The sequence below is a fragment of the Priestia sp. HNGD-A6 genome (assembly GCF_045784335.1).
GTDB classification, from domain to species: Bacteria; Bacillota; Bacilli; order Bacillales; family Bacillaceae_H; genus Priestia; species Priestia zanthoxyli.
Genome location: NZ_CP138621.1, coordinates 3405114 through 3428464, shown reverse-complemented (window position 1 = coordinate 3428464; position 23351 = coordinate 3405114). Strand labels below are relative to the sequence as shown.

The 23351-nt window shown below is 39.2% G+C and carries 19 protein-coding genes, 1 other RNA gene and 1 other annotated feature; of the genes, 3 read left to right on the top strand and 17 right to left on the bottom strand.

What is annotated here, in order from left to right; all coding sequences use genetic code 11:
* Window positions 1-93: 93 nt before the first annotated feature.
* Both SCI76_RS17445 and cymR read right to left on the bottom strand, forming a co-directional pair.
* Entirely contained in the window at window positions 94-1236 is a 1143-nt protein-coding gene (locus tag SCI76_RS17445) for a cysteine desulfurase family protein (RefSeq protein WP_028411684.1), read from the bottom strand.
* A 23-nt stretch (window positions 1237-1259) separates the two neighbouring features.
* Window positions 1260-1676, bottom strand: coding sequence for a cysteine metabolism transcriptional regulator CymR (cymR, locus tag SCI76_RS17440; protein ID WP_013059297.1), 417 nt, complete (start codon window positions 1674-1676; stop codon window positions 1260-1262).
* Window positions 1677-1902: 226 nt separating this feature from the next.
* On the opposite strand from cymR, the gene SCI76_RS17435 reads away from it, so the two are divergent.
* Window positions 1903-3180 carry a replication-associated recombination protein A gene (locus SCI76_RS17435; protein WP_028411685.1) on the top strand — a complete coding sequence of 426 codons (1278 nt, stop codon included), beginning with the start codon at window positions 1903-1905 and terminating at the stop codon, window positions 3178-3180.
* A 46-nt stretch (window positions 3181-3226) separates the two neighbouring features.
* Here the strand turns inward: SCI76_RS17435 and pstA are convergent, their stop codons facing one another.
* The 8 genes from pstA to SCI76_RS17395 all read right to left on the bottom strand — a co-directional run bounded on the left by pstA (window position 3227) and on the right by SCI76_RS17395 (window position 11324).
* Window positions 3227-4156 (bottom strand): phosphate ABC transporter permease PstA, encoded by a 930-nt coding sequence (gene pstA, locus SCI76_RS17430; RefSeq protein ID WP_025750576.1) that lies wholly within the window; start codon window positions 4154-4156, stop codon window positions 3227-3229.
* On the bottom strand, window positions 4153-5040 hold the full coding sequence (gene pstC, locus SCI76_RS17425; protein WP_013059300.1) for a phosphate ABC transporter permease subunit PstC: 888 nt from the start codon (window positions 5038-5040) through the stop codon (window positions 4153-4155). The genes pstA and pstC overlap by 4 nt, the downstream gene beginning before the upstream one ends.
* Window positions 5041-5164: 124 nt before the next feature.
* Window positions 5165-6049: a phosphate ABC transporter substrate-binding protein PstS family protein gene (locus SCI76_RS17420; RefSeq protein ID WP_033579664.1), complete on the bottom strand. Its 885-nt coding sequence runs from the start codon at window positions 6047-6049 to the stop codon at window positions 5165-5167.
* Window positions 6050-6471: 422 nt separating this feature from the next.
* Window positions 6472-7236: a ThiF family adenylyltransferase gene (locus SCI76_RS17415; protein ID WP_028411687.1), complete on the bottom strand. Its 765-nt coding sequence runs from the start codon at window positions 7234-7236 to the stop codon at window positions 6472-6474.
* Between the two features lie 162 nt (window positions 7237-7398).
* A non-coding RNA gene (gene ssrS, locus SCI76_RS17410) (6S RNA) lies at window positions 7399-7580 on the bottom strand.
* A 119-nt stretch (window positions 7581-7699) separates the two neighbouring features.
* On the bottom strand, window positions 7700-9478 hold the full coding sequence (gene aspS / locus SCI76_RS17405) for an aspartate--tRNA ligase (RefSeq protein ID WP_013059303.1): 1779 nt from the start codon (window positions 9476-9478) through the stop codon (window positions 7700-7702).
* A gap of 12 nt (window positions 9479-9490) precedes the next feature.
* Window positions 9491-10759, bottom strand: a complete 1269-nt coding sequence (gene hisS, locus SCI76_RS17400; RefSeq protein ID WP_028410586.1) for a histidine--tRNA ligase — start codon at window positions 10757-10759, stop codon at window positions 9491-9493.
* 68 nt (window positions 10760-10827) lie between these two features.
* Window positions 10828-11060 (bottom strand) — a binding site (T-box leader).
* 87 nt (window positions 11061-11147) lie between these two features.
* Complete coding sequence (locus SCI76_RS17395; RefSeq protein ID WP_013059305.1) at window positions 11148-11324, bottom strand: hypothetical protein; 177 nt, start codon at window positions 11322-11324, stop codon at window positions 11148-11150.
* Window positions 11325-11490: 166 nt separating this feature from the next.
* Between SCI76_RS17395 and SCI76_RS17390 the strand changes: the two genes are divergently transcribed.
* Complete coding sequence (locus SCI76_RS17390; protein WP_231099272.1) at window positions 11491-12375, top strand: N-acetylmuramoyl-L-alanine amidase; 885 nt, start codon at window positions 11491-11493, stop codon at window positions 12373-12375.
* On the opposite strand, the gene dtd is transcribed toward SCI76_RS17390, so the two are convergent.
* From dtd to SCI76_RS17360, 6 genes are all read right to left on the bottom strand, one after another.
* Window positions 12366-12827: a D-aminoacyl-tRNA deacylase gene (dtd, locus tag SCI76_RS17385; RefSeq protein WP_063248665.1), complete on the bottom strand. Its 462-nt coding sequence runs from the start codon at window positions 12825-12827 to the stop codon at window positions 12366-12368. The two genes, SCI76_RS17390 and dtd, sit on opposite strands and share 10 nt — an antisense overlap.
* A gap of 15 nt (window positions 12828-12842) precedes the next feature.
* Window positions 12843-15041 (bottom strand): bifunctional (p)ppGpp synthetase/guanosine-3',5'-bis(diphosphate) 3'-pyrophosphohydrolase, encoded by a 2199-nt coding sequence (locus SCI76_RS17380; RefSeq protein WP_013059308.1) that lies wholly within the window; start codon window positions 15039-15041, stop codon window positions 12843-12845.
* A 185-nt stretch (window positions 15042-15226) separates the two neighbouring features.
* Window positions 15227-15739 carry an adenine phosphoribosyltransferase gene (locus tag SCI76_RS17375; protein ID WP_013059309.1) on the bottom strand — a complete coding sequence of 171 codons (513 nt, stop codon included), beginning with the start codon at window positions 15737-15739 and terminating at the stop codon, window positions 15227-15229.
* A 15-nt stretch (window positions 15740-15754) separates the two neighbouring features.
* Window positions 15755-18097 carry a single-stranded-DNA-specific exonuclease RecJ gene (gene recJ / locus SCI76_RS17370; protein ID WP_221831966.1) on the bottom strand — a complete coding sequence of 781 codons (2343 nt, stop codon included), beginning with the start codon at window positions 18095-18097 and terminating at the stop codon, window positions 15755-15757.
* 141 nt (window positions 18098-18238) lie between these two features.
* On the bottom strand, window positions 18239-20476 hold the full coding sequence (gene secDF, locus SCI76_RS17365; protein ID WP_063248663.1) for a protein translocase subunit SecDF: 2238 nt from the start codon (window positions 20474-20476) through the stop codon (window positions 18239-18241).
* A gap of 137 nt (window positions 20477-20613) precedes the next feature.
* A complete protein-coding gene (locus SCI76_RS17360) occupies window positions 20614-20907 on the bottom strand; it encodes a post-transcriptional regulator (protein ID WP_028411692.1) in 294 nt (97 codons plus the stop codon).
* 64 nt (window positions 20908-20971) lie between these two features.
* Between SCI76_RS17360 and spoVB the strand changes: the two genes are divergently transcribed.
* Window positions 20972-22582, top strand: coding sequence for a stage V sporulation protein B (spoVB, locus tag SCI76_RS17355; RefSeq protein WP_028411693.1), 1611 nt, complete (start codon window positions 20972-20974; stop codon window positions 22580-22582).
* Between the two features lie 20 nt (window positions 22583-22602).
* Here the strand turns inward: spoVB and SCI76_RS17350 are convergent, their stop codons facing one another.
* On the bottom strand, window positions 22603-23256 hold the full coding sequence (locus SCI76_RS17350; RefSeq protein WP_028411694.1) for a DUF421 domain-containing protein: 654 nt from the start codon (window positions 23254-23256) through the stop codon (window positions 22603-22605).
* Window positions 23257-23351: the final 95 nt, after the last annotated feature.

Sequence of the window (23351 nt, the reverse complement as noted above, 5' to 3'; positions counted from 1 at the left end):
GTTTTCTTCATTTTAATTAAATTGTTCGCTAAAAAGCGAAAGAAACGACACAAACCATCAGTGAGGGATGAAGACCCTACTGATGGCTGCTATTTACATCGTTAGTCGCTTAACGATGTTTGCTGTTTGACGTGCGGTTTTTTCAATTTGCTCAGCAGAGTTTCCTAGGCCAAAGCTAAATCGAATAGAAGTTGTTAAACGCTCAGACCCTTTTCCAAACATAGCAACAAGCACATGAGAAGGATCGATTGCTCCCGCTGTGCAAGCTGAACCGCTCGATGCCGCAATTCCTGCTAAGTCTAAATTTACGAGCATCGATTCAACATTTGTTTTTGGAAATGATAAATTTAACACATGTGGCAGAGCATTTTCAAGATGTCCGTTAATTTCAAATGAAATACCTTCTTCTTTCAACACAGCTACCATTATTTCTTTGTATCTTCTATATTCATCTGCACGTGTTTGCAGCGTTTGTTGCGAAATTTTCACAGCTTCTTCAAACCCGACGATACTTGTCATGTTCTCAGTTCCAGCTCGTCGTTTGCGCTCTTGTTCTCCTCCAAATAGCAAAGGAGACAGTGAAACGTGAGCAGCTGCATATAAAAAGCCCATCCCTTTTGGTCCGTTAATTTTATGAGCCGAAACGGATAAAAGATCGACACCTAATTGTTGCACATTTAACGGAATTAATCCATAAGCTTGCACTGCATCCGTGTGGAAATATGCTCCATGCTCTTTTAATAGAACTCCAATTTCTCCAATTGGCTGAATAGCACCTACTTCATTATTTCCAAACATCACCGACACAAGAATTGTTTGATCCGTTAGGGCTGATTTTATTTCATCCACAGATACTTGTCCGTACTCATTAACTGGTAGGTAAGTCACTTCAAAGCCCTGTGTTTCTAAATATTCACACGTATGAAGCACAGCGTGGTGTTCAATTTGCGTGGTAATAATATGATTTCCTTTATGGCGGTTTGCAAGAGCGACTCCGATCAGTGCCATATTATCTGCTTCTGTCCCACCACTTGTAAAAATCAGTTCATTTTCGTGTGCTCCAATACTTGCTGCAATCGTTTGGCGAGCTTCGTCTAAATAGCGTCGACTTTCCCGCCCGTAGTGATGAATACTAGACGGATTTCCAAAGTACTCATGCATAAAAGTCGTCATTTTCTCAACGACTGCTGGATGTATTGGAGACGTTGCTGCATGATCAACATAAATACGTTCCAAAATAAACGCCTCCTAGCTCATTATTAAATATAAAACATATAAGACGCTTGATCATCATCAGAATGATTTGCTAAATCTTCAAGCGTTGTACTATCTAGCACTTCTTTAACTGCATCTCGAATACGAATCCACAGCTCGCGTTTTGCAGGCTCTTCATCTTCAATTCCTTCTACAGGACTAATAGGACCTTCTAAAACGGAAATAATATCGCCAGAAGTAATATTAGCAGGTTCATGTGCCAAGATGTAACCTCCATAAGCTCCGCGCACGCTTTTTACAAGCCCAGCGTTACGCAGCGGTGAAATAAGCTGCTCTAAATAATGTTCAGATAAATCATGCGTTTGAGCAATAGTTTTAAGCGAGATAGGACCTTCTCCAAAGCGCTTCGCAAGCTCAATCATAATCGTTAAACCGTAGCGTCCTTTTGTTGAAATTTTCATACGATACACTCCTTCAATACACTTTTTTTATTTATGAAAAAAATAAGACCCTCACGTTGTCACTGAATGCTGTGATGAGTCGTTTTTTACTAAGCTATATGAACTTCTCTATACGCGTTTCTTGCAAACGTAACTGTTGATATTATAACATACTATGCCTATAAGATAAATTTCCACCACCTATTCACCTCTTGTGATACAGTGAAAGAAAAGAAAGGAGAAAAACATGTCTACAAAACCTCTCGCATTTCGAATGCGTCCGACTCATTTAGATGACGTTATCGGGCAGCAGCATTTAGTTGGCAAAGATAAAATGATTTATCGAATGGTAAAAGCAAATCACTTAAGCTCGATGATTTTATATGGGCCTCCAGGCGTCGGGAAAACAACAATTGCGACAGCTATTGCAAAAACAACCAACACGGCGTTTCGTCAGTTAAATGCCGTTGTAAACAATAAAAAAGATATGGAAATTGTCGCCGAAGAGGCCAAAATGTCAGGCAAAGTAATTCTTCTGCTAGATGAAGTTCATCGCCTTGACAAAGCCAAGCAAGACTTTTTGCTTCCTTATTTAGAAAACGGCATGATCATTCTAATCGGAGCGACAACAAGCAATCCTTATCACGCGATTAATCCTGCTATTCGAAGCAGATGCCAAATCTTCGAATTAAAATCTCTTACGCCAGATGATATCAAAATGGCGCTAACAAGAGCACTCAACGACTCATCCAATGGATTTGGGGATAGAAAAATTGCCGTAGAAGATGACGCCATGAACCACTTTGCCAACAGCTGTAACGGTGACGTGCGCTCGGCTTTGAATGCTCTGGAACTAGCTGTTTTATCAACAAGTGAAAGCGATGGTAAAATCGTTATTACCTTACAAACGGCAGAAGAATGTCTGCAGCAAAAGTATTTTTCACATGATAAAAATGGTGACGCTCACTATGATGTATTATCGGCTTTTCAAAAATCGATTCGCGGGAGCGACGTAAATGCCGCTCTTCATTATTTGGGACGGCTAATTGAAGCAGGAGACTTGATCAGCATCAATCGTCGCCTTTTAGTCATTGCCTATGAAGACATTGGACTAGCTGATCCGGATGCCGGCATGAGGACACTAGCAGCTATTCAAGCAACTGAGCGATTAGGACTTCCAGAAGCACGCATCCCGCTTGCAAACGCCGTTATTGAGCTTTGCCTATCACCGAAGTCCAACGCTGCTTACAAAGCATTAGATGAAGCGATAAGTGATATTAAAAAAGGGTTGTCCGGCGACGTTCCCATTCATTTGAAGGATGCTCATTACAAAGGAGCAGAGAACCTTGGACGAGGCGTTGAATATCAATACCCGCATGATTTTGATAACGGATGGGTCCTTCAACAGTATTTACCGGATCGCATCAAAAACAAACAATATTTTCATCCTAAACAAAATGGACAAGAAAAATACTTTTCAAAAGTTTTCAATCGTTTAGAGACATTAAAAAAAGAAAATGGCTGAAACTGTTGCTCAGTTTCAAAGCCATTTTCTTTTTTGTCTTTATCTATTAAGCTGCACTTTTAACGTCTTTTCGTTTTTTCGTTTTTGTTGAACCTTTAAAGTAGCTGTCTAAAAGTTTTGCTACTAAACGAGCGATGATATTAAACAACAGAACCATAATGATTAGAATAGCAGCTGACTTTGTTGCAATCAATCTCGCATCAGGTACAATTCCTTCAGAGTTTAATTTCCAAATGTGGACGGCAAGCGTCTCCGCTGGTCGAAAAATATTAAACGGGTTTACAGGACTCGTTAAGTCGGCATTTGAATTTAACATCGGCGTCGTTAAGCCAGCTGTATAAATCAGCGCAGCTGCCTCTCCAAAGATTCGTCCCGCTGTTAAAATAACGCCCGTGATAATTTGTTGAATTGCTGATGGAATCACTACTTTGACAATTGTTTGCCATTTAGTCGCACCCAAGCCTAAACTCGCTTCTTTTACACTCGCAGGAACAGATGCAATCGCACTTTCACATACGCGCGTTAAACCCGGTAAATTTAAAATTGTAATCACAAGTGCTCCGCCGATAAGCGTATAGCCCCAGCCTGAAAATGTGACGAAAATTAATAATCCAAATAAACCAACTACAATGGACGGTAATGACGCCATTGTCTCAATACATAAGCGGACGAAATTTAGGAAACGACCTTGCTTCGCGTACTCCGCTAAGTAAATTCCAGCTCCTAAACCAAGAGGAATAGAAATGATCAGCGTTAAAACAAGCATGTAAAACGAGTTAAACAGCTGCGGTCCAATACCACCACCTGCCATCGTATTGCTTGGCTTTCCAAATAAAAAGTTCGGATCCCAAAATCCCCAGCCCTTGGCGATAATTTCAACAACTAAATACACTAATAGCGCCACAACTAGAGCGGCAATGCCATAAAAAATACCTGTCCATATATTATTTACTGTGCGTGCATTTTTGTTTCTCATTGATGAGCACCTCGTTTCCCAATTGCTCGGATAATTAAAATGAACACGAAAGAAATAAGCAGTAAAATCATGGCTAACGTCCACAATGCGTTATTCCATGCCGTTCCGTTTAACGTATTAGACATATCCATTGTTAAAATACCTGTTAATGTTGCCGTTGGGCTGTATAAGCTTTCAGGAAGCTTAACCGTATTTCCGATAACCATTTGCACAGCTAGCGCTTCTCCGAATGCACGGGCAAGCCCTAACACGATACCTGTTAAAATACCTGTTTTAGCAGATGGAATAATAACTCGGCTAATTGCCTGCCATCTTGTTGAACCTAGTCCATAAGAAGCTTCTAAATATTCAGGTGCTACGCTTCGAATTGCATCGTCAGCAATACTTGCAATTGTCGGAAGAATCATGACGCTTAAGACAATAATTCCGGCAATCAAACTAAAGCCCACTCCGCCGAAGTTATCGCGAAGAAGCGGCACTAAAATGGTAACCCCTAAAAGGCCGTATACCACTGAAGGAACTCCGACTAAAAGCTCTAAAACCGGTCGTAAAACCGTTGACCCAAATTTAGGCGAAATATAGTTGTTAAAAATGGCAATAGCAATTCCAATTGGAGCACTTATAATAACGGCTCCGATTGATACAAGCATTGAACCCAGAATAAACACAAGTGCCCCGTATTCTTTATTGTTTGGGCTCCATTTTGTTGAAGTCAACATTTCACCGATTGATATATTGCTTTGTAAAAATGACTGTATGCCTTTTTCACAAATAAATACGATAATAGCTAACGTAACAAGTACAATTAAAATACCGCAAAATGTAGAAAGCGTACGGCCAATGTATTCGCTTTTTACATAATTAATGGATTTTTTCCCCTTCATCGCTCTGTCTCCTTACATATTCAGTATATATTCGCTTTTCTTTTTATTTGCTATATACTTTATTAACATTCAAATAGAATAAGACTGACTGTGTTAGTCAGCCCTATTCTTTTTAAAAACACTTTTATTTTTTGAATTCAGTCATTGGGATATAGCCCATATCTTCTACTTGCTTAGCAAAGTCTTTACCAGATACATAATCAATGTACTCTTTTGCACCATCTTTTGGCTCACCGTTTGTAATCATGTACTCATAAGACCAGAACGGATATTTTTTAGAAACAATATTTTCTGTTGTTGGCTCCACACCATCAATATTAAGCATTTTTAAACTTTCTTTTTTATCGCCAATTAAATACGACATAGCAAGGTAACTTACTGCTCCTGGAGTTGAGTTTACTGATTGTTCAACCGCTCCGTTTGAATCTTGAGCTGTACCAACGCTGTCATTTACTTTTGCGTCACCCATTAATGTTTTCTCAAATGTAGCACGTGTACCAGATGATGCTGGACGGTTGATTACGTTAATTTTTTCGTCGTTTCCGCCAACTTCTTTCCAGTTTTTAATTTCACCAGAGAAAATCTTTTGAATTTGCTCTTTTGTTAACGATTCTACTTTTACATCTTTATTTACAACAAGTGCGAACCCAATGCCCGCTACTTTCGTATCGACAAGTTTATCTGCTTTTGATTTATCTTCGATTTTATCGGCTGCTGGAACGTCAGAGTTTCCAATGTCAACTGCTCCTGATGCTACTTGGTTAACACCAGTTCCACTACCTCCACCTTGTACCGTTACTGAAAGGTTTGGATATTTTTCCGTAATTCCATTCGCTGCTTCTTCTGCAAGTGGTTGTAAAGCTGTAGATCCCGCCGCTGTTAACGTACCTGACACTTCTTCTTTGCTGCCCGAACCACTGTCGTTGCTTGCTCCGTCTTTACCACATGCTGCTAGTGCTCCTACCATTAAAAAAGCTGCTAATGTTACTTTAAAACCCTTTGTTTTCATTACATTACCCTCCAATAAATATATGTGTAATTAGTACTAGTCCTTTGTACTCGAACAACAGGTACAAGACACATTATACGAGTAGATTGTTGTCTTTATATGAAGTGAATTTTAAGTTACTGTAAACTTACTTATTTGGGGTTTATTTTTTCTTATTTCTATCAAAACCCTTGATATATAAGACTTTCTGAATATTACTGTAGAAGATACAACAGAAAGAAAGCCAAAACGTAAATTTTATGTAAATAAAGCGTTAAATAAATTTACATAAATCTCTTTTTTTACTACAGTGTAAATTCACCATCAAGCCATATTTTTCAATTTATTAGTACTTTTTATACATATCAAACAGAAGATTCCATCCAAAGCATAAATAGAACAGATATTTCCATAAAAAAAAGAAGGCTGCAATAGCCTTCTTTTTATTGATCACCTACGCGGCGAATCTTAATATTACTTAATAATTCATTGATAACATGACCGCCCATAATTAATCCCGCTACAGATGGAACAAAAGCATTAGAAGATGGGGGCATTTTCGCTTTTCGAATTTGCGCTTGATCGTTTCCTACTTCTTTGCGAACTTCTTCGCGAATAACGATTGGACGTTCATCAGAAAAAACGACGTTAATTCCTTTGCGAATTCCTTCTTTACGCAGACGAGTACGAACCACTTTTGCAATCGGATCTGTATGCGTCTTTGAAATGTCTGCAATTTTAAAACGTGTTGGATCCATTTTATTCGCAGCACCCATACTTGAAATAATCGGAATATCACGTTTTAAACATTCTTTCATTAAATGAATTTTATACGAAATCGTATCGGATGCATCCACTACAAAGTCCGGTTTGTAACTAAAGAACTCTTCATACGTTTCTTCCGTATAAAACATTTGAAGAGAAACGACGTCACAGTCTGGGTTAATATCCAAAATACGCTGTTTCATTAATTCTGTCTTGGGCTGACCTACCGTCGAAAGCAGCGCATGAATTTGACGATTTACGTTTGTAATATCAACATCGTCTTTATCTACAAGAATTAAACGACCTACTCCTGACCGAGCCAAAGCCTCAGCAGAAAACGACCCTACTCCTCCTATCCCTAAAATAGCAACCGTGCTGCCTTTTAAAGTAGCTAACCCTTCTTTTCCTATCGCCAGTTCATTACGCGAAAACTGATGCAACATGTTAAAACACTCCTCTATTAAATACACCAACGTGTATGATTAATTCAAATAAACAACGAAATTGACTATACCATATTTTTAGCAAAACGAACATGAGCATTCGATATTTCTCCATAAAAAAACTCTATGCAAATCATTACATAGAGGATTTCTTATATGTATGCTAGTCCCGATCGTGCCGTCTCGAGTGCCTTCGTTTTGAACCCGCTCTCGGCAGGTGGGTGCTCTGCTTTAACCATTGTAAGTCCTCGAGATGAGGCATGTACGCTCGTTAAAAACTCCGAGCTCCCAAGCAAAAAATTGTTCGGTCAAAACTGGATTAAGGACGAACACATCAGGACTATTTAGTTCTTGAAAGTATCTTATCACAGAAAAAATCACTTTGCAATTAATAAGTAAAACAAAAAAAATCGAGCCTGTCGTGCTCCAGTGACAGGCTCGATTTAACAGATGGTTTAATCGATTACGCTTCTGTTTTTTGCTTTTTTACCTGCAAATGCAGCTCATCTAATTGCGCTTCACTTACTTCACCAGGTGCGTTTGTTAATAGACAGCTTGCACTTGCTGTTTTAGGGAAGGCAATTGTATCGCGCAAGTTTGTACGTCCTGCTAAAAGCATAACCAAACGGTCAAGACCTAACGCAATTCCGCCGTGAGGAGGAGTACCGTATTCAAATGCTTCAAGTAAGAAACCGAACTGCTCATATGCTTCTTCTAATGTAAATCCAAGCGTTTTAAACATTTTTTCTTGAATATCACGCTCATAAATACGTAAAGATCCTCCGCCAAGTTCGTAACCATTCAACACTAAGTCATATGCTTGTGCACGGACTTGTCCAGGATCGCTTTCTAACATTGGTAAATCTTCACGAACTGGCATTGTGAATGGATGATGAGCCGCGTAGTAACGGTTGTCTTCTTCGTCATGCTCAAGAAGAGGCCAATCTGTTACCCATAGGAAGTTAAATTTCGTTTCATCAATAATCCCTTGTTCTTTTGCAAGCTTTAGACGAAGAGCGCCAAGTGCATCTGCTACAACTGACTTTTTATCAGCTACAAATAAAAGTAAATCTCCTTCTTCCGTTTGAAGAGCTTCAGCAAATTGCTTTTGCTCATCTTCGTTGAAGAATTTTGCAATTGGTCCTTTTAAGCCGTCTGCTTCAACTTTCAGCCATGCTAACCCTTTAGCACCGTAAATTTTCACGAACTCTGTTAAAGCATCGATATCTTTACGTGAATAGCTAGAAGCGGCACCTTTTACGTTAATCGCTTTTACTTCTCCGCCGTTTTCAACTGCTGCGCTAAATACTTTAAACCCGCAGTCTTTCACAAGCTCTGATAAGTTGACTAGCTCCATTTCAAAACGTGTATCCGGCTTATCTGAACCATAGCGGCTCATCGCTTCATCATATGACATGCGCGGGAAAGGCGTCGTTACATCTAAATCTTTTACGCGCTTCATTACTTTAGACATCATTTCTTCCGTCATTGTCATGATGTCCTCTTGAGATAAAAATGATGTTTCAATATCGATTTGAGTAAATTCAGGCTGACGATCTGCACGCAAGTCCTCATCGCGGAAGCAGCGAGCAATTTGATAATAACGCTCAACTCCGCTTACCATTAACAGCTGCTTAAAGATTTGCGGTGATTGAGGAAGAGCATAAAACTCACCTTCGTGTACGCGGCTCGGCACAAGATAATCACGTGCACCTTCTGGCGTGCTTTTTGTTAAAATAGGTGTTTCAACATCTAAAAAGTCATTTTGATCTAAGAAGTCGCGAATTGTTTTTGTAATGTCATTGCGCATTTTAAGCGTGTTAAACATTTCAGAACGTCGAAGATCTAAATAACGATATTTTAATCGAACATCTTCTGATACTTCGGTTTGATCCGCAATGGCAAAAGGAGGTGTTTTGGCTTTATTCAACACCGTAATTTGCTCAGCGTGAACTTCAATTTTACCTGTTTTTAAGTTCGGGTTAACGGTTCCCTCTTCACGAGCTACAACAGTTCCCTGCACTTCCAGTACGAATTCATTACGTACATCTTCAGCAATTTTTAGCGCTTCAGCAGATTTTTCAGGATTAAATACAACTTGCACAACTCCGCCGCGGTCGCGTAAATCAATAAAAATTAATCCGCCTAAATCACGGCGCTTTTGAACCCACCCTTTTAATAGAACTGTTTCGCCAGTTGCTTGTTCTGTTACATCTCCACAGTAGTATGAACGTTTTGTCATCATGGTTCCCCCTTATACTTGTTCCTGCAAATAGCTAACCAATTGATCAATTGACACTTCTTGCTGTTCGCCAGATTCCATATTCTTTACGTTTACAACTTGTTTTGCTAGCTCATCTTCACCTAGAACAACAACAAATTTTGCTTGTACACGATCGGCTGCTTTGAACTGAGCTTTCATTTTTTTATCTTGATAATCTTTATCTGCTACAAAACCTGCACGTCGAAGCGTATTTACAATTGAAACAGATTTTTCTTTCGCCTCATCGCCCATTGTCACTACATAGCAATCTACGCCAGTTTCTACCGGAAGCTCAATTCCTTCTGCTTCCAATGCAGATAATAAACGTTCAATGCTTAAAGCGAATCCGATACCTGGTGTTTCAGGTCCGCCGATTTCTTGAATCAGCCCATTATAACGGCCTCCGCCGCAAAGAGTTGTAATGGCGCCAAATCCTTCTGCTTCACTCATTAGTTCAAATGCTGTGTGATTATAATAATCTAACCCGCGTACTAGCGTCGGATCTACAACATAGTCAATGTCTAAATCGGTTAAGTACTGCTGTACTTTTTCAAAATATTCTTTTGAATAGTCGTTTAAATAATCAAGAATAGACGGCGCTGTAGCCATCAGTTCATGGTCACGATCTTTTTTACAATCTAAAATACGAAGAGGATTTTTCTCCAATCGGCTTTGACAGTCGCTGCAAAACTCTCCGATGCGAGGTGCAAAGTGATCGATAAGTGCTTGACGGTGAGCTTGACGACTTTCTGTATCTCCTAAACTGTTAACAACCAGCTTTAATTTTTTTAATCCAAGCGATTGGTAAAAGCTCATTAACAGGGCAAGAACTTCAGCGTCGATAGCTGGATCATTTACCCCTAATGCCTCTACGCCAAACTGAACGAATTGACGGAAACGTCCCGCTTGAGGTCGTTCATAACGAAACATAGGACCGATATAAAACAGCTTCGTTGGCTGCGTTGGATTTCCAAACATTTTATTTGAAACAAATGATCGTCCAACTGCAGCTGTTCCTTCTGGACGAAGTGTTAAGCTGCGGTCGCCTCGATCCTTAAATGTGTACATTTCTTTTTGCACGATATCCGTTGTTTCTCCCACTCCGCGCAAAAATAATTCAGTGTGTTCAAACATTGGTGTACGAATTTCTTGGTAGTTGAACGCACGGCAGATTTCTCTTGCTCGCTGTTCAACAAACTGCCAATATTCTACTTTGCCCGGTAAAATATCTTGTGTGCCTCTAGGTATTTGAACTGACATAACGTGATATGCCTCCTATATTTAAAATTTACAATACAAAAAAACTCTCGCCTCTACTATTTTTCCATAGTAGGGACGAGAGTTAATCTCACGTGGTACCACCCTAATTGAAACATATGACATGTTTCCACTCATTTCGTTAACGCACGAACACGTTCATCTCCTACTAAGTTTCCCTTTTCAGAGTGAAGCCTCCTGAGTGTTCTTTCATAAAGTCATCATGTAGAAATGCTTTCAGCCTAAGACATTTCCTCTCTAGCCATGTGTCATCTTTACTACTTTTCTCGATCTTTGGCTTATCAATATAAAAATGTTATACATTCATTTTAATTTAGCAATTGCTTTCTATATTACGAATGAAATGAGCAGTTGTCAAGCACCTTTCATGTTAAGAGCGGTCTAATTGTTTTCTTAGTTTCTGAATATCTCGAAGCGTTAAACCAAATTCAGAAGCCAATTCAAGGGATGAGGCTTCACTTTCTCTATCAATAAAATCATGAAAATGAATGCCAAATACCGGATTTACCTGCTGAAATGATTGTTCACCTTTTTCACTAAACTTCATCGTTTCTTCCTCCCTGCCTACACTTACTTATCCTTTTATTAGCATTGCCCAAAAAAGATGTTTTTACATAAGAGAAAGGATTTTTTTTCTTTTCATCGAATACTCTATTTTGTTATAAAAAGGAGGTCTATCTATTCGCCATCTTAACATGAAGTCTGTATCTGTTTTGGCTGCAAGTATCCTTTTGTTACTGTGCTCTTCCTCATTTGAGCGCCCAAATGTACCGGTGCATCAACCCATTGTTGTAACAGCTGACTCTCTTCATGTACGCAGCGGTCCAGGACGTTCATTTTCAATTACAAATAAATTGACGAAGAATACAAGACTATCCGTTTCAGACCGTCAAGGAGATTGGTATTATGTAGAAAGCTCGGGTATTCAAGGCTGGGTGTTTAAAAAATTCACGAAAACCGTAGCGCTCCGCAGCGTTCAGCCTAGCATGCAAGTAGCGCAGCGCCAGCCTGTTTATACGCTGAGTAAAAGCTTGCAGCACCTAAAGGGCAAAACCATTATTATTGATGCAGGCCATGGAGGAAAAGACAAAGGAGCCATCGGCACACAGGGCACATATGAAAAAGATCTCACTCTCCGAACAGCGCTGATTTTACAAAACAAACTTCAAAAAGAAGGCGCACACGTCATTTTAACCCGCACCCGTGATGAGTACGTTCTGCTTTCACAGCGCACGCTGCAATCGACTAAAGCAGATGCTTTTATAAGCGTTCACTACAACAGTACGAACAGCTCACAGCTAACTGGCCTTATGACGTATTATTATCATCAGCATCAGGACAGTCCACTCACACATTCTATTCATCAGTCACTCATTGAACATGCAAAATTGAAAGACAAAGGAGAACGATTTGGAAACTATTATGTTCTTCGCGAAAATACACGTCCGAGTACATTAATTGAACTGGGCTTTTTAAGCAACGAACGGGAAGAAACGTATATTAATTCCATCAGTTATCAGCAAATGATTACATCCGCTATCGCTGAAGGATTAAATCACTACTTTCAAAGCAAAGAAAAAACGCAGACTCATCTTTGAGCCTGCGTTTTTTCTTTGCTTTCTACAATAAGTGTGACCGGTCCGTCATTCGTAAATGATACGTCCATCATTTCGCCAAATGCGCCGGTTTCTACTCGAATATTTTTTCCTGATAATACTTTATTAAAATAGTTGTAAATCGTTACAGCATGATCTGGCCTAGCAGCTTCCATAAAGTTTGGTCTTCTGCCTTTTCGGCAATCTCCGTAAAGCGTAAATTGAGATACCGATAAAATTTCTCCTTCTACATCTAGAAGCGACAAATTCATTTTGCCAGACTCATCTTCAAACACTCGCAAATTTACAATTTTGTCTGCTACATACTCTGCATCGGCTTCAGTATCCTCGTGGGTAATACCGACTAAAAGCATATATCCGTGCTCAATCTTGCCGACCGTCTCGCCTGCAACAGTTACTTTTGCATTCTTTGCTCTTTGTACGACTACTCTCATGTATAACGACCTTTCTTAATGCATAATTCGGCGAACTGAATAAATGTCTCGAAGCTGCTTAATGCGCTCGACCACTTTATGAAGATGACTGATGTTATGAATAGAAATTGACATATGAATCGTAGCCATTTTGTTTCGGTCCGATTTTCCTGAAACGGCTGAAATATTCGTTTTAGTCTCGTTTACAACCTGCAGAACTTCATTTAGTAAGCCTCGACGGTCGTAGCCCGAAATTTCAATTTCCACATTAAACTCTTTGCCTTCTTTAATATGTGTTTCCCACTCTACAGGAATAAGACGGCTTTCAGCATCATCTGTGTGAACGTTTAAACAATCTGCTCTATGAACAGATACTCCCCGCCCCTTTGTAATAAAACCAACAATCTCATCTCCGGGAACTGGATTACAGCATTTAGACAAGCGAATCAGCATGTTCTCTACACCCGGTACGATAACACCGGAATCTTTTCGTTTATGCTGGCGAACACGTTTAGCCGCAGTGTCGCGTGCAATGTCATCAATTTGGATCTCTTGTTCTTGATCGCGCTGCTTTCTCCACTTCTCGGTTAAACGATTAGCTACTTGAGCCGCAGTTAATCCGTTATATCCAATAGCTGCATACATATCATCTTCATTTGAGAAATTAAACTTCTCCGCTACTCGTTTGATATTATCAGCTGTTAATACTTCTTTTAAGTCAAACTCCATTTGACGAATTTCTTTTTCAACCAGCTCTTTGCCTTTTTCAATATTTTCATCGCGGCTTTGCTTTTTAAAGAATTGGCGAATTTTATTTTTGGCTTGAGACGTTTGAGCAAGCTTTAACCAGTCCTTGCTTGGACCATATGAATGCTTAGACGTCAAAATTTCGATAATGTCCCCCGTTTTCAAACGGTAATCAAGCGTAACCATCTTGCCGTTGACTTTTGCTCCAATGGTTTTATTTCCGATTTCAGAATGAATACGATAGGAAAAATCAATTGGAACAGAACCCGAAGGAAGCTCAATGACGTCGCCTTTTGGCGTAAAAATATAAACCATGTCAGAAAACAAATCAACTTTTAGAGATTCCATAAACTCTTCCGCATCGTTTGCATCATTTTGAAATTCTAAAATTTCTCTAAACCACGTTAACTTTTCTTCAAATGAAGCATGCTCAGCTGTTTTTCCCTCTTTGTAAGCCCAGTGAGCAGCAATTCCATACTCAGCAATTTGGTGCATGTCAAATGTTCGAATTTGAACTTCTAACGGATCACCTTTTGGTCCGATAACCGTCGTATGAAGAGACTGGTACATATTTTGTTTTGGCATCGCAATATAATCTTTGAAACGTCCTGGCATTGGTTTCCAGCACGTGTGAATGATCCCTAACACCGCATAGCAGTCTTTAATGCTATTTACAATAATGCGCACAGCTAGTAAATCGTAAATTTCATTAAACTGCTTGTTTTGCAGTGCCATTTTACGATAAATGGAATAAATATGTTTTGGACGTCCTGAAATTTCAACTTTAATCGACACTTCATCTACTTGCTCACGAACTTCATCAATAACTTCAGCCAAATATTGCTCGCGTTCCGCACGCTTTTTCTTCATCAAATTGACAATGCGATAATATTGCTGAGGATTTAAGTAACGTAAAGCTGTATCTTCAAGCTCCCACTTAATTTTTGAAATACCAAGACGATGAGCAAGAGGAGCAAAAATTTCAAGCGTTTCATTTGAAATGCGTCGCTGCTTTTCCTGTGGTAAATGCTTCAGCGTACGCATGTTATGAAGACGATCCGCAAGTTTAATCAGTATGACTCGAATATCTTGAGCCATTGCCACAAACATCTTGCGGTGATTTTCAGCCTGCTGCTCTTCTTTAGACTTATATTTAATTTTCCCAAGTTTCGTTACGCCGTCTACTAGCATTGCTACTTCTTCGTTAAAAGCTTTTTCTAAATCCTTTAGTGTTATCTCTGTATCTTCGACCACATCATGTAGAAATCCAGCTGCAATTGTTGCTGGATCCATATCTAGATCAACTAAAATTCCTGCGACTTGAATCGGGTGGATAATATATGGTTCACCCGACTTGCGATATTGTTCTTTGTGAGCTTCTTTTGCAAAATCATATGCTTTTTGTACAAAAGCCACGTCTTCTTCATTTAAATATCGCTTCGTATTGTCAATGACCTGTTCCGCTGTTAGGACTTGCTCATTTGCCATGAAATCACCTTTTATCAACTAGCATTTTTAATTCATATTGTAACTATTATCTTGAAAAAATCCAAGGATGTAAAGCCTTTGCGTCTAATTTATGAAATTTACATCATTTCCATTTTACGTATTCACGTTTTTTAACGAAAAAAGAGCACCTGTATCAGGTACTCTTTTTTATGTGATCGTTCTTCTTAATACGTCATTAATGTGAATACATCGTAACCGTCTAGTTTGTCACGGCCGTCAAGGTAAGAAAGTTCAATTAAGAACGCAGCTCCAACAACAATTCCGCCTAATTCTTCAACAAGCTTAATTGTCGCTTCAATTGTACCGCCTGTTGCTAATAAATCATCTGTAATCAACACGCGCTGACCTGGCTTAATTGCATCTTTGTGAATCGTTAATACGTCTTTACCGTATTCTAAACCGTAATCTACTTTAATTACTTCACGCGGTAATTTTCCTTCTTTACGAACAGGTGCAAAGCCGATACCTAACGCATATGCTACTGGACAACCAACGATAAATCCGCGAGCTTCCGGTCCTACGATAATATCAACTTGTTTATCATTGGCATATTTTACAATCTCATCCGTTGCGGCACGGTATGCGTCACCGTTATCCATTAATGTTGAGATATCTTTAAATGTAATACCTGGTTTTGGCCAGTCAGGTACAATTGTAATATAATCTTTAAAATTCATTCTAATGTTGCCTCCTCATTCAATCGAACGCTTAAAAATATCTTGAAATTGATTTTTAAGCTGTACATATGACGTATAAATAAAGTTTTTTTCTATTTCAATCTGCTGCTGCTTTTGGCGATAAGTCGCAGATTCTATTAAATCACGTTTCGTAGAATTTTTCACTAACGAAATTAAGCCATTGTTTATTGTAACAAATTCTAACTCAAAAAACACCTTTGCCATAAAATCAATCGTTTCTTTCGACCAGCCCTTATGAATTGCTAAATCTTCTTTGTAGCGTTTTAAATCAAAAGGACCCTTTTTCGCTAAAAAGCCGTAGAACCATTTAAAGTGATCGCGAGTTGGGATTGTATCAAAATAATGGTCTTCTTCCGTTAAGAAAATAGCGTATATCCTAGAAGGAATACCTTGGACAAACAAAGCTTCAAGCCACTTCTGTGACGGAGGCAAATCTAATAAAACGATCTGTTCCCCTGCAAACATGCATGCTTTTGCCTGTTCTTCATTTTGAATAAGAACAACATGTTCCATCGGCAGCATCGACTTGTATTTATCAATTGTTGAATCGTGAAAAGCAACAACTTTCATTTGATCTGTGAATACCTGTTCAAAGAAACGTTTGACATCAACCGCGCTGCGATAATCAAACATCTGCCACTCATCTACAGAGATATCTTCTACCATCAGCTGCGGTTTGCGCATATTGTTCCACTCATTAATAGATAGTTCACCTACTAATGATACCTTAGCTATAGGAGATACTTCATCTAATATATAGCCTAACCCAAATCCTACTGCATCAACCGATACACCGCTGTCTTCAAATACGAGTTTTAAATGATTTTTATTCGCGCCAATTTTCCGCATAGATGTTGTATGAACATCTTTAATGAGAACTTTTGGCTTCGGATTATGCATACCAAATGGAGCAAGCGCACTCATTTGTTCAATGTTTTCCAGCGTAATTTCCTCTGTTTTGCATACTGTATCAACTGATGTAATTGGAATAAAGTCCTGTTGAGTTAACACGTTGCTTGCTTGTTCATTAAGGCGTCTGCGCAGTTCTTCTACATCCTCGCTGTTTAACGTCATGCCAGCTGCCATTGGATGCCCTCCAAAATGCGGCAAAATGTCACGGCATTTAGATAAGTTCGCGAATAAGTCAAAGCCTTGGATACTTCTTGCTGAACCTTTAGCAATATGGTTTTCAGAGTCAACACTTAATACAATTGTTGGTCTGTAGAACTTTTCTACGAGCCTAGAAGCAACAATTCCAACAACGCCTGCATTCCATCCTTCTCCCTCTACAATAAGAACGCTATTTTCATCCGGAGGATACATACTTTCAACAAATTCAACGGCTTCTTCCGTAATATCATTTACGATTTGCTGCCTTTCCTTGTTTAACGCATCAATTTCTTTAGCTAAACCTTTTGCTTCTTCAGCATTTGTTGTCATAAGCAAATGAACAGCTGGACCAGCATCTTGAAGACGTCCTACTGCATTAATGCGAGGAGCCATGGCAAATCCAATTGTATCTTCAGTAATTTCTTCGCGTTTTACTCCACATACGCTCAGCAGCGCTTCAATTCCAGTACGCTTCGTGAGCTTGAGATAGTCAAGACCTTTGCGAGCAATTAAGCGGTTTTCGTCGACTAAAGGAACTAAGTCAGCAATCGTCCCAATCACTGCTAGTTCTAACAAATGTTCCGGAAGCTCCCCTAACAGCGCATGAGCGAGTTTAAAAGCCACTCCTACACCTGCCAGTTCTTTAAATGGATATGTACTTCCCGGAAGCTTTGGATGAATAATTGCATACGCATCGGGTAAAACCGGACCCGGCTCGTGGTGATCAGTAATAATTAAATCAAAATCTAATTCACGTGCATACGCCGTTTCTTCGACTGCCGAAATACCTGTGTCTACCGTAATCACCAGCTGATAGCCGCCTGCGTTTATTTTATCAAATGCTGCCTTATTCGGCCCATAACCTTCTGTAAAGCGATTAGGAATATAAAAATCAGTATCAGCGCCGAGCTGCTGTAAAGCAGATAACATAACTGAAGTACTGCTGACGCCGTCCGCATCGTAATCTCCATAGATCATAATTTTTTCATTATGATCAATTGCTTGCTGAATACGAGCTACTGCTTTGTCCATATCGTGCAATAAAAACGGATCGTGGAACGTTTGTGCATCAACGTGTAAAAACTCACGTGCCGCTTCTACTGTTGTCATGCCTCTATTAAGTAATAACGAAGCTACTAGAGGTGTAATATTGAGGTTTTCTACAAATTCATTAACAAGTTGTTCATCACATTCTTGAACATTCCAACGTTTTTTTGACTGTAACATGTCTCTTCACCCCTTAACCCACATTATTATACTAGAGTGGATGAAATGGAGCAACGAAAGAAAATAAGCATATTTTTCTGACAGTGCGCCTTAAATTTTCACGTACAAAAAAAACGTGCGAACACTTCGCACGTTTTTGAATTACTTGCTTTCTACTTCTTTTTGTTCCTCACGCTTCAACTGTTTACCTTTCCACACAAGCCATAGCTGCGCAGCAATAAACACAGATGAATATGCACCAAGAATTAAACCTACTAACAGGGCAATTGAGAAGTTTTGAATGGACTCACTTCCGAATACAAGAAGTGCTACAACTGCAATCACAACTGTTAACACGGTATTCATCGAACGAGTAAACGTTTCGCGTAAACTTAGATTTACGATAAATGCCAAATCGTCGAACGTTTTGGATTTGAATTTCTGCATGTTTTCACGAATGCGGTCAAATGTAACGATTGTATCGTTAATTGAGTAACCAACAATAGTCAAGACAGCGGCGATAAACGTTAAATCTACCTCTAACTTTGTTAAGCTAAAGACCGTAACGATAAAGAACGCATCATGCAACAGAGCAAGCACGGCTGCAAGCGCCATGTAAAACTCGAATCGAATCGTTACATAGATGATAATTCCAATTGAAGCAATCACGATCGCCATCATTGCATTTTTCGCCAGTTCTTTTCCAACTGTCGGCGAAACGGTGCTTACGTTTGGTTCAGAACCGTATTTGTCTTTAAAGTGGTCTTTTAAATTGGCAATTTCTTTTTTATTCAAGACCCCAACTACACGTACGACACCCGTATCATTACTTTTTCCTGTAATAACTATGTCATCCGTTTTGATATCAAGAGACTTCATTTCACGCTGTATCTCAGCCTGCGTAACGGTATGATTTGCTGGAATCTCTATACGAGTTCCACTCGTAAAGTCAATACCGAGGTTCAGCCTAAACACAGCAACCGAGATAATACCGATAATCACGAGCACGCTTGAGAATGTGAAGAACGCTTTACGGTATTTAACAAAGTCAATTTTATCCCACGCTGTAGGTAAAACGGTTGTGCCGTCATCTTTGCTTAAATCGTGAATTTGCTCTTTCTTCACGCCAAAGTATCCTGGTTTTTTATCAAACCAGCGGCTGTTTACTAAAAGGCTCATTAGTAAACGAGTACCATAAACAGCAGTTACAAAGCTTAGCACAATCCCGATCATTAATGTTGTTGCAAATCCCTTCACTGAACTTTGACCATAAAAGAACAGTACAAGAGCCGCTAACATTGTTGTAATATTGGCATCAAAAATGGTCGCAAGTGAGCGACGATTTCCTGCCCGGTAAGCCGATATAACAGACCTTCCTGTTTTCAGTTCATCTTTAATCCGCTCGTAGGTAATAATATTCGCATCTACTGCCATACCTACGCCGAGAATAAGAGCCGCAATCCCTGGAAGCGTCATAACCACGTGCATCCAGTCAAATACAACTAAGTTTAAGTAGATATAAAAACTGAGTGTAATAACGGCAATAAGCCCCGGTAAACGGTAGAAAAACAGCATGTAAAGGAAGATAATTCCGATGCCGATAATACCCGCTAGTATAGTCGTATGAAGAGCTTCTTCTCCAAACTGCGCTCCAACGGATGTAGAGTATAGCTCATCTAATTTAACTGGCAGCGACCCGGCATTTAACAATTCCGCCAGCTGCGTTGCACTTTTCACTGTGAAGTTTCCACCTGAAATTTCAACATCTGGCTGTGTTAACACGCTGCTAACAGAAGCTGCAGACAGGTACTTCGGATTTTGTTTTGCTGATTCTTTTTGGTACGAGTCTTTTCCTTCTTCATAATCCAGCCAAATGACAATTAAATTGTTAGGTGCTGGTTTTTGAGAAAGCTCTCGCGTAATCTTTTCAAATTTTTTCGCATTTTTTAACTTTAGTGAGACGCTAGGCTGATTGCTTTGGTCAAACGATTGCTTTGCCCCGCCTTGCGCTAAGTCTGTACCATCCATCAGCACCTTATCGTTCACGTCACGGAACGTTAAGTTTGCTTGAGTTGATAACAGATCCCTAGCTTGCTTTTGATTCGTGACACCAGCTAGCTGAACACGGATGCGGTCGTTTCCTTCAATTTGAATGCTGGGCTCACTAACTCCCAGTACATCGACACGTTGACGCAGCGCTTCAACCGTGCTGTTAAGTGCCTTTTTGTCAATGACATCGCCTTTTTTAGCTGGACTGACTTTATATAAAATTTCAAATCCACCTTGAAGGTCGAGGCCAAGTTTAATATCTTTTGTAATTCCAGTCATCGTTGTTCCGATTGTACTAAACACAAGCAGTACTAAGAGGAAAAAGGCAACGATACGTCCTCTTTTAACCATCGACAGAAAATCCTCCTTCTTATGTAAAAAACATGAAATGATAACAATAGATAAATGACCAATCTAATTATCATTCATAACCTAATGTCTGTCAAATAAAGACCTTATCAAATTTTAATACATGTATTTTACAAACTCTACTTTAATAATTCTTTCCAGTCTTCTCCATTATTAACACTTGAGAACATATCAGATTTATAAGATTCAATGGTTACATAGCTCATCACCTGCGTGATCTTAACAGATAAAATATCATTTACAACTTGATGGAGAGATAGCTCCTTTTCTTTTTTCCATTTTTTCATTTCCAAATAACTCAATAAATCGTTCTCCGTTACTTCTTCATATCCGAGCATATGAAATTCTTCCATTTTGCTGGATACGACAGGCTGTATAAGTTCTTTCGAAGCTGAAATAAATGGATGTGTCATATTGATCCTCCTTTCCGTTTGACATTTTGCGTAAAATTTCTTTCTCGTATGAGGAATACTTGTCATGCTTGGACACCGACGGCGCATATATTCACTGTATAAACCTCAAGAAAGCAGTGAGTATATGTCTAAATTTTTACAGGGAACTATTATTTTAATAATTGCTGGCTTAATTACACGTGTACTCGGGTTTGTCAATCGAATTGTGGTGGCTCGAATGATTGGAGACGAAGGTGTGGGACTTTATATGATGGCGGTCCCCACACTGGTATTAGTAATCACCTTAACACAGCTTGGGCTACCGGTTGCCATTTCAAAGTTAGTGGCAGAAGCAGAAGCTTTAGGTGACAGGCATAAAATAAAAAAAATACTTGTCGTCTCTTTAAGTATTACGTGTACGCTGAGCGTTTTATTTACGCTCGGACTAATATTATTCGCTCCCGTTGTAGCAAAAACCTTCTTTACAGATTCACGTACGATCTATCCGCTGCTTGCGATTATTCCTGTTATTCCGATCATCGCCGTGTCGTCTGTCATTCGCGGATATTTTCAAGGAAAGCAGCAAATGAAGCCCGCTGCTTATTCTCAAATTATTGAACAAGTGGTGCGAATTACGTTAATTGCTGTCTGTACAAAAGCATTTTTACCTTATGGAATTGAGTACGCCGCGGCTGGCGCTATGCTCTCTTCGGTATTTGGAGAGCTCGCTTCCCTGTTTTACATGGTGTTTATGTTCAAGCGAAAGAAGAAAATAACGGTAAGACGAAAATTTTTTGCTTCTTTACATGCGGGCAAAGATACGTTCCTTGACTTAATGCGAATCGCTCTTCCCACGACAGGAAGCCGCATGATTGGGTCAATTTCTTGGTTTTTAGAACCTATTGTAGTAGCTCAAAGTTTAGCAATTGCAGGAGTAGCGACAGCGGTAGCAACGAAGCAGTACGGAGAATTAACAGGCTTTGCACTCCCTCTCCTGATGCTGCCTTCTTTTGTAACGGTGTCTCTATCCACTTCTTTGGTTCCCGCAATCAGTGAATCTCTTGCACAGAATCAAATGAAACAAATCGAATATCGGCTTCATCAAGCTCTCCGCTTGTCGTTTGTAACAGGCGGACTGGCCGTTGTTGTTCTTTATGTATTTGCTAATCCGGTAATGGAATTGATGTATGGTTCTGACAAAGCTGCTATTTTTGTCAAAGTCATGGCGCCTTTTTTTATCTTTTATTACTTTCAAGGGCCGCTTCAAGCTGTTCTGCAGGCGCTAGACCTTGCAAAAGCCGCCATGATTAACAGTTTTATAGGAGCAGCGGTCAAAACGTCTCTTATCTTCTTACTCGCAACTCAGCCCAATCTAGGCATTATGGGAGCTGGCCTTGCAATTGTTGTGGGAATGATGCTTGTCACTCTTTTACATCTGTCTACGGTCATGAAAAAAATCACGTATAAGCTTCATGTGTTTGAGTATCTTCGCAGCTTTGCTGTAATGGGCATATCAGGCTTTATTGGACACTTTGCTTATATGAACCTTTTCACTTCCATCCCGTTAAGCTTACGAACCATTTTATCAATTGCACTGACAAGCTTTGTATATGTACTGTTTTTGCTGCTTTTTAGACTGATAACAAAAGAAGAATTAAATCGCTTTTCTGTTTTACGTTATTTTAAACGAAAATAAAACGCGGAGCACTCCGCGTTTTATTGTTTCACATCTATTAAATCTATAAAAAATTTTCCGTTGTCGTAGCTGCAATATGAAATCTTGTCTAAATTTGAATGCCCCAGTTTCTCTAACTCCTGCCTTAACCATTCCGTTGTTTTATGTTCATGCAACAGATGCTCTTCTTGAATAACGCCGTCAATGATAAAAGGCAAATTCAAATTGCCTTTTTTACCTGATTGCTGATCTTTTTCAAACACGGATAGCCTTCCTGAAGATTCTAAAATAGCAAATTCAACATCAGCTACATTTTTTATATTTTTATCTCGCAGCTGCACAAGCAAATCATTGAAGTTATATCGCTGCCTTTTCATTTCATGTTCATTTATTTTTCCATTTTCAATGATAATACTAGGTTTACCATCAATAAAATTTCGCATTCGATTGCTTTTAAGAGACCATATAGCTAAACCAATTTGAATAATAAGAAGCGTTAACATCGGAAGAATTGAATACAGCAAAGGATCTTTTGGGTTTTCAATAGCCATTACTGCCATTTCAGCAATCATAATAAAGACAACTAAATCCAAAATGCTCAGCTCTCCTATTTCCCTTTTGCCCATAACGCGAAAAATAATTAAAACTACTACATACAAAAGCACGGTTCGCGCAACCATGATTAATAGTTCCACTGCAAAAACCTCCTTTATGTATTCCCTTGTAGTTTGTACCATTTATTTTAAAATAGCCTTACTTTTATGCGTCTATTTTGAAGTCATCCCGAATA